Raw genomic sequence first — 12,471 nt, forward strand, 5'->3', positions numbered from 1 at the left:
ATGAGCAACGGCGCCCTCTTCGATCTGCGGCCGCTGCGCGAGAGCGCGGCCTTCCGCCGGATCTTCATCGCTCGCACCATCTCGATCTTCGGTATCGGGATGCTCATGGTCGGCGTACCGATCCAGGTCTACGACCTGACCGGATCGTCGCCGATGGTGGGTCTGGTCTCCGCGCTCGAAGGGGGCGCTGCGATCGGCGGCATGCTGCTCGGCGGCATGCTCGCCGACCGCTACAACCGCAAGTTCCTGATCCTGTTCGCCCGCACCGTCTCCGGTCTCACCTTCGTCGGACTGGCCGTCAACGCCGGTCTGTCGTCGCCCTCGGTGCCGGCGATCATCGCCCTGACGGTCGTCAACGGCCTGATCGGGTCGATCAGCATCGCGGCTCTGCTGGCAGTCGTGCCCACGCTCGTCCCCAAGGACCAGCTCGTCGCCGTCGGTGCGCTCAACGTGCTCAGCGCCCGCGCGGGAGCCGTCCTGTCCCCGGCGCTCGGCGGACTCGTGATCGCGACGTTCTCGGTGGCGTGGAACTACTGGGTGGCCGCGATCGGCACCGCCGTGACCGTCACCCTGCTCTCGGGCCTGCCGGCGCTGAACCCACCGACGGCGGACGCCGGGCACGACGCCGACGCACCCGCGGAGACGGTGACCGGCTTCCTGCGCCGCGAACGCGTCGTCGGCGGGGTGATGATCGCCGGCGTCGTCGCGATGCTCGGCGGCGGTGTGCTCGTGCTCGTGCCGGCCTTTGCCGACGCGCGTTTCGAGGGCAATGCGGTCGCCATCGGCGTCATGTACGCGGCGATCGCGCTCGGCGCCGCCGCGGCCACGGTCACCAGTGGATGGCTCGGCCGTTCGGTGCGGCCCGGCCGCGTGCTGCTCACCGCCCTGGTCCTCGGATTCGTCGTCCAGGCACTGGTCGGCTTCACGTCCGTCCTGGCGCTCACCGTCGTGCTGCTCGTGATCGTCGGTGTGTTCGGGGCCGTGCAGGAGGTGCTGCGCTACTCGCTGATCCAGACGCACACGCCGCACACGCTGCTGGGCCGGGTGAACGGTCTGTGGTCCGCCCAGGAGGTCGCGGGCATGTCGGTCGGTGCGCTCGTCGCGGGTCTGTTCGGCGGCATCTTCGACGCTCCGGACGCGGTCGTCTGGTACAGCGCCGCGATGGCCGTCCTCGCGCTGCTCGTGACCCTGGTGCTGCGACGACTGCGCGGCGCGACGGTGGAACCGAGCGCGCATCCGGTGACGGTCGAGTGACCGTACGCCGCGCGATCCAGGGGTTCGCGTTCCTGACGCAGCGGAGCCGACCGTGTTTGCTGGGGTTCAGGGGTACTTATGAGGTGTCGTTAACGTGATCTTCACCGACACGCTTCCTCCGCCATCGAGCGAATCGCCCGTATCGGGGTTAGCGTCGGGGGTGTAGGCGGCGCAGGTGCCGTCTACACGGGAGGTCCCTGATCGTGTGGCTGACACAGTCCGAGCGAGGGGGCCGGCACCGGGTCTCCGTGGTCGTGACGACACCGGGGACCCACCGGCCCACCGAATACGTCCGGGCGGTGCCGTCCGGGCCGAGGAGCCCCACGTGAACGCAACACGCTCCGTCCCCACCCGCTCCGGCCACGCCTCCGGTACCGCCGCTGCGAAAGAATCCGCTGTACGCACCTACGTGCTGGACACTTCAGTGTTGCTCTCCGACCCTTGGGCGGTCACCAGGTTCGCCGAGCACGAAGTCGTCCTTCCGCTGGTCGTGATCGGCGAACTCGAAGGGAAACGGCACCACCACGAACTCGGCTGGTTCGCTCGCGAATCGCTGCGCCTGCTCGACGACCTGCGGCAGCGGCACGGACGCCTCGACCAGCCCATCCCTATCGGGGACGAGGGTGGCACCCTCCACGTGGAGCTCAATCACACCGACCCCATGGTCCTGCCCGCGGGATTCCGCACCGACACCAACGACTCCCGCATCCTCGCGTGCGCCCTGAACCTGGCCACCGAGGGACGCGACGTGGTGCTCGTCAGCAAGGACATCCCGTTGCGCGTCAAGGCCGGTGCCGTCGGCCTCGACGCCGACGAGTACCACGCCCAGGACGTGGTGATCTCGGGATGGACGGGCATGACCGAACTCGAGGTCGACCGGACCCTCATCGACGAGATGTTCACCGAGGGCATCGTCGACATCGACGATGCGCGGGATCTGCCGTGCCACACGGGGATCAGACTTCTCGGTGGCTCCTCCAGCGCGCTCGGCCGGGTCACCGCCGACAAGCGGGTGCAGCTCGTCCGCGGCGACCGGGAGGCGTTCGGACTGCACGGGCGCTCCGCCGAACAGCGCGTCGCCCTCGACCTGCTGCTCGACGAATCCGTCGGCATCGTCTCCCTCGGCGGCAAGGCCGGAACCGGAAAGTCCGCGCTGGCACTGACGGCGGGACTCGAGGCTGTCCTGGAAAGACGAACCCACCGCAAGGTGGTGGTCTTCCGGCCGCTCTACGCGGTGGGTGGGCAGGAACTCGGCTACCTGCCGGGTACCGAGGCAGAGAAGATGAATCCGTGGGGGCAGGCGGTCTTCGACACCCTCGAAGGACTCGCCAGCCCGGCGGTGCTTGAGGAGGTGCTCAGCCGCGGAATGCTGGAAGTGCTGCCGCTCACGCACATTCGCGGCCGGTCGCTGCACGATTCGTTCGTCGTCGTCGACGAGGCACAGTCGCTCGAACGCAACGTGCTGCTCACCGTCCTGTCGCGGCTCGGTGCGGGATCGCGCGTCGTGCTCACCCACGACGTCGCCCAGCGCGACAACCTGCGTGTCGGCCGGCACGACGGTGTCGCGGCGGTCATCGAGAAGCTCAAGGGACATCCGCTGTTCGCGCACATCACGCTCACCCGCAGTGAGCGGTCGCCGATCGCGGCGCTGGTGACGGAGATGCTCGAGGAGTTCGCTCCGGGCGCCTGACGCCCGGGCACGGCCGACACGGCGCGTCCGGCAATGCCGGACGCGCCGTCGTCGTCAGGCCTCGTCGGAGGTGTCGGTGTCCTCGGGGAGAGGGCCGAGTTCGGTCTCGAGCACTTCCTGGACGACGCGCATCGCAGCGAGTCCGGCGGGAGCGCCGCAGTACGCCGAGCAGTGGATGACGGATTCGACGATCTCCGTGCGGTCGAGTCCGTTGCGCAGGGCACCGCGGACGTGTCCGCGCAGTTCGTTCTCGGCACGCAACGCGATGAGCATGCCCAGGTTGAGCAGGCTGCGGCTGCGGCGGTCCAGGCCGGGGCGCGACCACACGGCGCCCCAGGCGTGCTCGGTCACGAACTCCTGCATCGCCTCGGAGTCGGTGCCACGGGAACGCTCGAACGCCCGCTCGACGAAGTCGTCACCCATCACTTCGCGCCGGATCTCCAGACCCGTCGTGAATCCCGGAGTGTGCTCGGCGTCGGACATGTCATCGCTCCCTGCTGATCCGTCGCCGAACGGTTCGGCGACGAACGGATTCTATGCGGGCAGCCTCGGGAAGCGGTGAGGGCGAGGAGCGTCAGGAGCGACGCAGGACGGCGCGCAGGACGCCCACGACGGTTCCGCGGAGGAAGGTGAGGACGTCGAAGTGGTCGTCCCACAAGGCGATCCGCCCGTCGCGCAGTTCGAAGGTGCCGCACACCCAGAACTCGATGCGCACCGGCCCGAAGCGCAGGATGTCGGTGCGTTCGGTGAGCACGATGTCGCCCTCGGCTGCGATGTGGTGGACGACGACGCCGAAGCCCACCGACGGTCGCGCGAGACCGGCAAGGATCTTCCGGACCCGGGCGCCGCCGCGGACGGTGGGGAGCCAGGTGTTGTGCCACGCGATGTCGTCGGTGATCAGAGAGGCGGCGCGGTCGATGTCCTCGGCGGCCGTTGCCTCCAGGAAATCGGTCACCGTGGCGACGGCGTCGTGCGCGGTGACGGTCTGTGTGCTCATCGTTCTCCTCGGCGTCGGCTGCGTCGCATGGTAACGGCAGGAGACCTGAGGTGGGGCGGATTGGTGCACGGCACGGAATCACCGGAAACCGGGTTGTGTCGCCGAGGAGTCGGGCACCCTGAAATCAGGTACCCGTCCTCTCAGTGACAGGAGCGAACCGATGAATCGAATTCCCCGACGCAGAGCAGCGTTGGTGGCGGCCGCAGCGGCGATCGGACTGGTGGTCGCCGGTTGCAGCGACGACCAATCCGCGGAGGACACGGTGGGCAGCGCGACCAGCGCGGTCCAGTCCGCCGCGGAGAGCGTGGCATCCGGGGCGGAGAGCGCCGTCGAATCGATCACGCAGGGCGACGATTCGCCCGAGGCCGACGAGCCCGCGGCGGCTCGGTCCAGTGCGGTGCCGGGACCGGACGGCGAGCAGGTCGAACTCAGCGGGCCGATCCTGCAGAAGTACGCCGAGGTCGGCGGTGCGTCCAGCCCGCTCGGCGCCGCGACCGGCCAGCAGGAGGAAGTCGGCGACGGTTACGTCGCGGAGTTCGAGGGCGGCATCATCGCGTGGAGCCCCGACACCGATTCCCACATCGTGTGGGGTGAGATCCGCACGGCCTGGGAGGCCGCGGGTGGTGCCGGTGGCGACCTGGGCTTCCCGATCACCGACGAGGAACAGACCCCCGACGGTGCGCGAAGCAACTTCCAGTTCGGTTACATCACGTGGGCGCCCGGCGCCGGGACCGAGGTGGTCCAGGAATGAGGTGACTCCCCGACTCGCTGAGCCCTCGCTATCCGCTCACGTTTTCGCCATCCGCTACAGCAATTGCTGTAGCGGATGGCGAAAATCGTAGCGGATGCAGACAGGTCGATCGGAACCCTGCGGGTCAGGACTTCTCGTCCACCCGCGTCATCGCCAGGACGTCGAGGCGGCGGTCCAGTTCCTCCTCGCTCAGGCGGTCGCCGACGAGGCCGCGGTCCACGACGGTCTGACGGATCGTCTTCTTCTCCTTCAGCGCCTCCTTGGCGACGGCGGCCGCCTCCTCGTATCCGATCGCGGAGTTGAGGGGAGTGACGATCGACGGCGACGACTCCGCCAGTGTGCGCAGATGTTCGACGTTCGCGACCAGCCCGGTGATGCAGCGATCGGCGAACAGTCGGGAGACGTTGGCGAGCAAACGAATCGACTCGAGGACGTTGCGGGCCATCACCGGGATGTAGACGTTGAGTTCGAACGCCCCGGCCGCGCCGCTCCACGCCACAGTGGTGTCGTTGCCCACCACCTGTGCGGCGACCTGCGTAACCGCTTCGGGAAGAACGGGATTGACCTTGCCCGGCATGATCGAACTACCGGGCTGCAGATCGGGGAGCTGGATCTCGGCCAGACCCGTGAGCGGACCGGACCCCATCCAGCGGATGTCGTTGGCGATCTTCGTCAGCGACACGGCGACGGTGCGCAGCGCCCCGGACACCTCGACCAGAGCGTCACGCGCGGCCTGAGCCTCGAAACTGTTGCGGGCCCCCTGCAACTCGTCGAGCCCCGTGGTCTCGACGAGCACGGCCACGACACGCGCCCCGAAATCCGCCGGTGCGTTGAGGCCCGTGCCCACCGCGGTACCGCCGATCGGCAGTTCGCCGAGGCGGGGGAGGGTCGCGCGGAGACGTTCGATCCCGGCCTCGATCTGGCGGGCGTAACCACCGAACTCCTGGCCCAGGGTCACCGGGACCGCATCCATCAGGTGCGTACGACCCGACTTGACGACCGTGCGCCACTCCTTCGCCTTCTCGTCGAGGGCACCGTGCAGGTGCTCGAGTGCGGGGATCAGATCCTTCACCGTCGCCTCGGTCGCGGCGACATGCGTCGCGGTGGGGAAAGTGTCGTTCGACGACTGCGACATGTTGACGTCGTCGTTGGGGTGGACCGTGACGCCGGCCTTCGCGGCGAGCGACGCGATGACCTCGTTGGTGTTCATGTTCGAGCTCGTGCCCGAACCGGTCTGGAAGACGTCGATCGGGAACTGGTCGTCGTACTCACCCGCGGCGATGGCATCGGCGGCCGCGACGATCGCGTCGGCCTTGTCGGGGTCGAGCAGACCCAGGTCCTTGTTCACCCGGGCGCAGGCGCTCTTGAGCAGACCCAGCGCGCGGATCTGTGCGCGTTCGAGTCCACGGCCCGAGATCGGGAAGTTCTCCACGGCGCGCTGCGTCTGGGCGCGCCACAAGGCGTCGACCGGAACCTGGACCTCGCCCATCGTGTCGCGTTCGATACGGAACTGCTGAGAAGACTGTTCGGTGTCGGTCATGTCCTCCACGTTATGCCGCCGGAACGAACGAGGAGGGGCACTGCACCAGAACTCGGTGCAGTGCCCCTCCTCGGAAGGATCGGTGACGATCAGGGCAGTGATGATCAGGGCATGGGCGGCGGGGAGCCGGCGACACCGTGGAAGTCGATGGACGAGAACTCGCTGAGCTTCTGCAGGCGGTGGTACGCCTCGATCATGCGGACCGTGCCCGACTTGCTGCGCATCACGATCGACTGCGTCTCCGCGCCCCCGGCGGAGTAGCGGACGCCGCGGAGCAGCTCACCGTCGGTGACGCCGGTCGCGCAGAAGAAGATGTTCTCGCCGGTGACGAGATCGGTGGTGGTGAGGACACGGTCGAGATCGTGTCCGGCGTCGATCGCCTTCTGGCGCTCGGCGTCGTCCTTCGGTGCCAGGCGACCCTGCAGCGCACCACCCATGCAGCGCATGGCGGCCGCGGCGATGATGCCCTCGGGGGTACCGCCGATGCCGAGCAGCATGTCGACACCCGAACCCGGACGTGCAGCGGCAATCGCGCCGGCGACGTCGCCGTCGGAGATCAGACGGATGCGGGCACCCGCCTCGCGCACCTCCCTGATGATCTGCGCGTGGCGCGGACGGTCGAGGATCGTCACGGTCAGGTCGGCGTGCGCGATGTTCTTCGCCTTCGCGACACGGCGGATGTTCTCCGCGATCGGGGCGGTGATGTCGATGACGTCGGCGGCCTCGGGACCGACGGCGATCTTCTCCATGTAGAACACGGCGGACGGATCGAACATCGCGCCCCGCTCGGCCACGGCGAGCACCGCGATCGCGCCGGGAGCGCCCTTCGACATGAGGGTCGTGCCGTCGATGGGGTCGACCGCGACGTCGCACAGCGGACCGTCGCCGTTGCCGACCTCCTCACCGTTGTACAGCATGGGCGCTTCGTCCTTCTCGCCCTCACCGATCACGACGACACCCTGCATCGACACGGAGCTGACCATGTGCCGCATCGCGTCGACGGCGGCGCCGTCGCCACCTTCCTTGTCGCCGCGTCCGACCCACCGGCCGGCCGCCATCGCCGCGGCCTCGGTGACGCGGACCAGTTCGAGCGCGAGGTTGCGGTCCGGAGCTTCGCGGCGTGGGGTGCTGGCCGTCATGGGCTACTGCCTCCTGGAGACTTTTCGGTCGACGCGGGTTGCGCCGGCAGAGGGAGCGGGCGCCGAGGGCGCCCGCACGATCCGTGTGTGTCGCGTGGCTATTGTCTCATCACGGCCGATGGTGTGGGCTGTCGGACCCGCCCGGCCTGAGCCTGCCCGTTTCGTAGCTGTCAGACTGGACGGGTGGCATCCAAGAAACCTCGCATCCTGCAAGACGGTCGAGATATGGCGTGGTCGCTGATCCCGCTGCTCGTGCTGATCCTCTTCATCGCGGCGATCGCCAGCCAGTGCGAGTTCAAGCCCGGCGGACCCACGGCGGGGCCCGTGCCGAGCTTCGACATCGATGCCGGCCTGAAGTACGACGCGGCGGAACTCGGATTCCCGATCCGCCACCCCGAGGTGCCCGAGGACTGGCAGCCCAACTCCGGTAGCCGCAGCATCGTTTCCGGTAACCAGGGCGGCGATTCGAGCACCGTCGGTTTCATCACTCCTGCAGGTCGCTACGTGCGCTTCACCCAATCGGATGCCGGTGAGGACGAACTGGTGCGATTCGTCGCCGGAGGTGCCCGCACCGCCACCGACACCAGGTCCGTCGAGGGCCACGACTGGGTGGTCTACGGCGGCGAGGGCGTCGAAGCGCTCTGGGTGTCGGACTTCGGCGACGTGCGCATCCTGATCGGTGGCTCCGGCGACGAGGCCGAGTTCACGACCCTGGCCACCGCCGCGGGCAGGGCCGAGCCCCTCGAACCCTGATCCGGGTCGGAGCGACCGAGCCCTGATCGTGAGCTCGGTCGAGGTCAGTCCTCGTCCTCGTACTCGTCGTCTTCGTCCTCGTCGTCCGCGAGGGAGAGCGCCTGCTCGACACGTTCGCGGGCGCCGGCGAGATGTTCCTCGCAGCGCTGCGCGAGTGCCTCGCCGCGCTCCCACAGCTGCAACGAGTCGTCGAGGTCGAGTCCGCCCTGCTCGAGCATCTTCACGACGTTGACGAGTTCGTCCCGAGCTCGCTCGTAGCCGAACTCCCGCACATCGGCGTTGGCGTCGTCGGTTCCCGCGTTCGTCACTGTCCTGATCTTCCTTGTCGTTCGTGTCCCATGACGGCGGCGCGGGCCGCGCCGTCCGCCACGCGCACTCGCAGCTGGGTGCCGATGGGCATCTCGTCGAGTGTGCGTACCACTTCGGGGGCGCTGCCCGGCACGATCCGCTGGACCACGGCGTAGCCACGCGCCAGGGTCGCCGCGGGCCCGAGGGTCGCCAACCGTGCCCGCAGATGTTCGAGCGTCGACGATTGCGACGAGATCAATCGCGTGACGTCGCGTCGTGCCGCGTGCTGCAACCGCTCGATCTCCTCGTTCCGCCGGTCGAGATCGCGGAATGGATCGGCCAGGACGGGACGGTCGCGCAACTGTGCGATCACGTGTTCCTCGCGCCGGACCCAGTTGCGCAGCGCCGCCGCCGACCGTGCTCTCAGTTCGTCGACGAGATCGAGTTCGGCAACCGCATCGGGTACGACGCGCTTCGCGGCGTCGGTCGGGGTCGCGGCCCGCAGGTCGGCGACGTGATCACAGAGCGGACTGTCGGGCTCGTGGCCGATCGCGCTGACCACGGGCGTCGTACACGCGGCGATCGCGCGGCACAGCGCCTCGTCGGAGAAGGGCAGCAGATCCTCGACGCTGCCGCCGCCGCGGGCGAGGACGATCACGTCGACGTCCGGGTCCTTGTCGAGTGCTTCGATGGCGTCGATGAGTTGCGTGACCGCGGTCGGGCCCTGCACCGTCGCGTGGCGGACGTCGAACTGCACGGCCGGCCAGCGACGCTGCGCGACCGACAGCACGTCGCGTTCGGCCGCGCTGCCGCGGCTGGTGACCAGACCGACGCGGCGCGGCAGGAAGGGGAGGGGGCGCTTCAACCGCGGGTCGAACAGTCCCTCGGCCGCGAGCAACGCACGCAGTCGTTCGAGCCGCGCGAGCAGTTCACCGATACCGACGGCCCGGATCTCCGTGACTCGCAGCGCCAGACTGCCGCGGCCGGGCCAGAAGGTCATCTTCCCGAACATGATCACGCGGCTGCCCTCGGTGAGCGGCACCCCCGATTGCTGCAACAACTGGGGTGAACAGGTCACCTGCAGGGACATGTCCACCGACGGGTCGCGCAGGGTCAAAAACGCCGTCCGCGTCCCGGGGCGGGCGTTGATCTGCGTGATCTGCCCTTCGACCCAGATGGTGCCGAGCTTGTCGATCCACCCGGCGACCTTCTGCGCCACGGTGCGGACGGGCCAGGGCTGCTCCGCGGAGTTCGGGCGTGCCGCGTTCTGTCCGGCCGTCACTTGTTACGCGCGCTCGTGATCCGGTTCGACAGCATCGTCACGAACGGAGTACGCGCGGCGTGAGCATTCTCGTATTCGAGCACCGCTGTGAGCTCGTCCACCGACAGTGCGCGCAGGCGGGCACGCAGTTGGGCGAGGGTCAGCGAGTCGTAGTCGAGGTATTCGACGATCTCGGAACGATCGTCGGAGGCGACCTTCGTGTCCGTGGTCTCGCCGATCTTCGTGACCTCGGCGTCTGCGGACTTCGCGGCGGCCTTCTTCGGAGCAGACTTCTCGGCTGCCGTCTTCTTCGCGGGCCCCTTCGTCGTCGCGGTGCCGGCCTTTACCGGTGCGGCCTGCTCGGCCACGGGTGCGTCGGCTTCGGTGGCCGGCGGGATCGAGTACAGGGCGAACCGGCCGGGAGCGCCGTTCGCGACGCTGTTCGTCGAGGTCGCGGTCTCGTCCGAAGGGGTCGAGCCGTCGTCGTCGAAGGTCGCCCACTGTGCGGTCTCGGCGGGCTCCGCTCCGAAGATCTCGAAGAACTGGTCGCCCTTGATGGCGAACGAGGTCATGACCTGCTGCACTCGCATCGTCGTCTGCAGGATCTGGCTCACCGTCGTCATCGGCAACGAAACGGCTGTGCTCGGCAGCTTGAGGGTCTCTTCGTACGCGGTGACAGCAACGCCGGCAGCCACCCGTGCCAGGAACGGTGGACGGATCATGCCCCAAGACTGCCCGATGATCGGCGTGATTGGTAGCCGGGGAGCACGTCGGCTGCGAGCTGGAAAGCCACACTCCGACGCGCCCCGTACTCTGGAGGTATGTCTGCGCCTGTTCCTCTCGAAGTCGGGATCACACGGTCCGCCGGTCTCTCCACCTCCGGAAAGCGCGTCCTGCTCGCCGAGCCGCGCGGCTACTGCGCCGGCGTCGACCGCGCCGTCGAGACCGTCGAGAAGGCGCTCGACAAGTACGGTGCGCCGATCTACGTCCGCAAGGAGATCGTGCACAACCGCCACGTCGTCGACACGCTCGCCGACCGCGGCGTGGTGTTCGTCGACGAGACCGACGAGGTGCCCGAGGGTGCCGTGCTCGTGTTCTCGGCGCACGGTGTGTCGCCCGCGGTCCACGAATCGGCCGCTGCCCGGCAGCTGCGCACCATCGACGCGACCTGCCCGCTGGTGACGAAGGTCCACCAGGAGGCCAAGCGCTTCGCCCGCGACGACTTCGACATCCTGCTCATCGGTCACGAGGGCCACGAGGAGGTCGAGGGCACCGCAGGTGAGGCCCCCGACCATGTGCAGCTCGTCGACGGTCCCGACGCCGTCGATTCGGTGACCGTGCGCGATCCGTCGAAGGTCATCTGGCTGTCCCAGACCACCCTGAGCGTCGACGAGACGATGCAGACCGTGCAGCGTCTGCGCCAGAAGTTCCCGCAGCTGCAGGATCCGCCGAGCGACGACATCTGCTACGCCACGCAGAACCGCCAGGTCGCGGTGAAGGCGATGGCGCCCGAGTGCGATCTGGTGATCGTCGTGGGGTCGCGGAACTCGTCGAACTCCGTGCGGCTCGTCGAGGTCGCCCTCGGTGCGGGGGCCCGGGCAGCGCACCTGGTCGACTACGCCAAGGAGATCGATCCGGCCTGGCTCGAGGGTGTCGAGACCGTCGGCATCACCTCCGGCGCGTCGGTCCCCGAGATCCTCGTTCAGGGCGTCGTCCAGTTCCTCGACGAGCGCGGTTTCCACGACGTGCAGTCGGTGACGACCGCCAACGAGACCCTGGTGTTCGCTCTCCCGCGCGAACTGCGCGCGTCGCGTCGCTGAACCGGGTAGTTCCGTAGAGCGAAGACGACCGGTCACCGCCGTGAATCGGCACGTGACCGGTCGTCTTCGTCGTGTGGGTCAGTCCTCGTAGCGGTCGCGGTACCGCACGCGCGGCGGCTCGTAGCCCTGCGTGGGTGCGGGGGAGGGCGCCGGTCGACCGGTGTCCGGCTCGGGTGCCGGACGGCGCCGCGGCTCGCGGACCTCCGGCTGCACCGGGTCCGCAGGTCGGGGAGCGCGGGCACGCCGGGGAGCGGGCTGCTCGGCGGCCGGGGATTCGGGACGGACGCGGCGACGGGATCGGGTGTCGGCGACCTCCCGGACCGACGCCTTCGCGGCCGGCGTCCCGCGGCCCGAAGCGGTGCGACGTGCATCCGCAGGGGTGGCCGTCGCCGGTCGCCCCCGGCCCGCACGCCTGGTCGGCCGGGCGTTCGCGGCGCGTGTCGGCCGGTCGCCCGCGGCGCGAGCGGGGCGGTCCTTCGCGGTTCCGGTCTTCGCTGCCCGCGGCTTCGCCCGCTCTCGCGGCGCACGGGCACGTACTCCCGTGTTCTGTCGGGTCACGAAGATCCGGAAACCGCCGATGGCCAGTGCCAGGAGTGTCGCCACCAGCATCGCCGGGAAGCGGTTCACCAGCGGATAGGCGACGTTGAGCGCGAGATCCTTCAATTCGCCGGTGCTGGCGGAGGAGACGATCTCCTGACCGATCGGCACCGCGAGGACCAGCAGCAGAGGCGGCTGGGCCATGGCCGTGAACAGTCCGCGATAGCGCACCGCCACCACGGCCGCGACGCAGCCGAGCACGTAGAAGACAGTGAACGCAGAGGTCAGCTCGTTCCCGCGTGCGCTGTCGAGCAGCACCCCGAGAAGCGTCGTTCCGGCTGCGATCGCCACGGCACCCCACCAGGGCACACCGGGCACCGTAGGCACCAACGACCGCATGTCGAGCGGCACCGCCGAACGTGCACGTTGGGTTGCAGACAC

13 protein-coding genes are annotated in these 12,471 nt (G+C 68.9%); 5 read left to right on the forward strand and 8 right to left on the reverse strand.

What is annotated here, in order from left to right; translation table 11 throughout:
• Both entS and IM25_RS11665 read left to right on the forward strand, forming a co-directional pair.
• Complete coding sequence (gene entS / locus IM25_RS11660; RefSeq protein WP_006553898.1) at window positions 1-1,254, forward strand: enterobactin transporter EntS; 1,254 nt, start codon at window positions 1-3, stop codon at window positions 1,252-1,254.
• A 325-nt stretch (window positions 1,255-1,579) separates the two neighbouring features.
• Window positions 1,580-2,944 carry a PhoH family protein gene (locus tag IM25_RS11665; RefSeq protein WP_198162483.1) on the forward strand — a complete coding sequence of 455 codons (1,365 nt, stop codon included), beginning with the start codon at window positions 1,580-1,582 and terminating at the stop codon, window positions 2,942-2,944.
• Window positions 2,945-2,998: 54 nt separating this feature from the next.
• On the opposite strand, the gene IM25_RS11670 is transcribed toward IM25_RS11665, so the two are convergent.
• A complete protein-coding gene (locus tag IM25_RS11670) occupies window positions 2,999-3,427 on the reverse strand; it encodes a carboxymuconolactone decarboxylase family protein (protein ID WP_019288724.1) in 429 nt (142 codons plus the stop codon).
• 91 nt (window positions 3,428-3,518) lie between these two features.
• Window positions 3,519-3,941, reverse strand: a complete 423-nt coding sequence (locus IM25_RS11675; protein WP_019288723.1) for a limonene-1,2-epoxide hydrolase family protein — start codon at window positions 3,939-3,941, stop codon at window positions 3,519-3,521.
• A 160-nt stretch (window positions 3,942-4,101) separates the two neighbouring features.
• On the opposite strand from IM25_RS11675, the gene IM25_RS11680 reads away from it, so the two are divergent.
• On the forward strand, window positions 4,102-4,692 hold the full coding sequence (locus tag IM25_RS11680) for an LGFP repeat-containing protein (RefSeq protein ID WP_232333311.1): 591 nt from the start codon (window positions 4,102-4,104) through the stop codon (window positions 4,690-4,692).
• A gap of 124 nt (window positions 4,693-4,816) precedes the next feature.
• On the opposite strand, the gene IM25_RS11685 is transcribed toward IM25_RS11680, so the two are convergent.
• Window positions 4,817-6,232: a class II fumarate hydratase gene (locus IM25_RS11685; protein WP_033097373.1), complete on the reverse strand. Its 1,416-nt coding sequence runs from the start codon at window positions 6,230-6,232 to the stop codon at window positions 4,817-4,819.
• Window positions 6,233-6,336: 104 nt separating this feature from the next.
• Window positions 6,337-7,371 (reverse strand): class II fructose-bisphosphatase, encoded by a 1,035-nt coding sequence (gene glpX / locus IM25_RS11690; protein WP_006553904.1) that lies wholly within the window; start codon window positions 7,369-7,371, stop codon window positions 6,337-6,339.
• 183 nt (window positions 7,372-7,554) lie between these two features.
• Here glpX and IM25_RS11695 point away from each other — a divergent pair, with 183 nt between their 5' ends.
• Window positions 7,555-8,124 (forward strand): DUF4245 domain-containing protein, encoded by a 570-nt coding sequence (locus IM25_RS11695; RefSeq protein WP_024103281.1) that lies wholly within the window; start codon window positions 7,555-7,557, stop codon window positions 8,122-8,124.
• Between the two features lie 44 nt (window positions 8,125-8,168).
• On the opposite strand, the gene IM25_RS11700 is transcribed toward IM25_RS11695, so the two are convergent.
• Genes IM25_RS11700 through IM25_RS11710 form a run of 3 tightly spaced genes read right to left on the reverse strand, consistent with a single transcriptional unit; the run spans window position 8,169 to window position 10,395 of the window.
• Entirely contained in the window at window positions 8,169-8,432 is a 264-nt protein-coding gene (locus IM25_RS11700) for an exodeoxyribonuclease VII small subunit (protein WP_033097244.1), read from the reverse strand.
• Window positions 8,429-9,694, reverse strand: a complete 1,266-nt coding sequence (gene xseA, locus IM25_RS11705) for an exodeoxyribonuclease VII large subunit (RefSeq protein WP_033097245.1) — start codon at window positions 9,692-9,694, stop codon at window positions 8,429-8,431. The genes IM25_RS11700 and xseA overlap by 4 nt, the downstream gene beginning before the upstream one ends.
• The gene (locus IM25_RS11710; RefSeq protein ID WP_033097246.1) at window positions 9,691-10,395 is read right to left on the reverse strand and encodes a lipid droplet-associated protein; all 705 of its coding nucleotides are present in this window, start codon (window positions 10,393-10,395) and stop codon (window positions 9,691-9,693) included. Before IM25_RS11710 ends, xseA begins: the two co-directional genes overlap by 4 nt.
• A 99-nt stretch (window positions 10,396-10,494) precedes the next feature.
• On the opposite strand from IM25_RS11710, the gene IM25_RS11715 reads away from it, so the two are divergent.
• A complete protein-coding gene (locus IM25_RS11715) occupies window positions 10,495-11,493 on the forward strand; it encodes a 4-hydroxy-3-methylbut-2-enyl diphosphate reductase (RefSeq protein WP_006553909.1) in 999 nt (332 codons plus the stop codon).
• Window positions 11,494-11,571: 78 nt separating this feature from the next.
• Here the strand turns inward: IM25_RS11715 and IM25_RS11720 are convergent, their stop codons facing one another.
• Window positions 11,572-12,471 (reverse strand): DUF6542 domain-containing protein, encoded by a 900-nt coding sequence (locus IM25_RS11720; protein WP_232333312.1) that lies wholly within the window; start codon window positions 12,469-12,471, stop codon window positions 11,572-11,574.

The sequence above is a fragment of the Rhodococcus sp. p52 genome, assembly GCF_000763325.2.
Classification (GTDB): Bacteria; Actinomycetota; Actinomycetes; order Mycobacteriales; family Mycobacteriaceae; genus Rhodococcus; species Rhodococcus pyridinivorans.

Bases quoted from the DNA above. Each gene is read 5' to 3' on its own strand.
- entS (WP_006553898.1), top strand. From the start codon at position 1: ATGAGCAACGGCGCCCTCTTCGATCTGCGGCCGCTGCGCGAGAGCGCG.
- IM25_RS11670 (WP_019288724.1), bottom strand. From the start codon at position 3,427: ATGTCCGACGCCGAGCACACTCCGGGATTCACGACGGGTCTGGAGATC.
- IM25_RS11675 (WP_019288723.1), bottom strand. From the start codon at position 3,941: ATGAGCACACAGACCGTCACCGCGCACGACGCCGTCGCCACGGTGACC.
- IM25_RS11680 (WP_232333311.1), top strand. From the start codon at position 4,102: ATGAATCGAATTCCCCGACGCAGAGCAGCGTTGGTGGCGGCCGCAGCG.
- IM25_RS11685 (WP_033097373.1), bottom strand. From the start codon at position 6,232: ATGACCGACACCGAACAGTCTTCTCAGCAGTTCCGTATCGAACGCGAC.
- glpX (WP_006553904.1), bottom strand. From the start codon at position 7,371: ATGACGGCCAGCACCCCACGCCGCGAAGCTCCGGACCGCAACCTCGCG.
- IM25_RS11710 (WP_033097246.1), bottom strand. From the start codon at position 10,395: ATGATCCGTCCACCGTTCCTGGCACGGGTGGCTGCCGGCGTTGCTGTC.
- IM25_RS11715 (WP_006553909.1), top strand. From the start codon at position 10,495: ATGTCTGCGCCTGTTCCTCTCGAAGTCGGGATCACACGGTCCGCCGGT.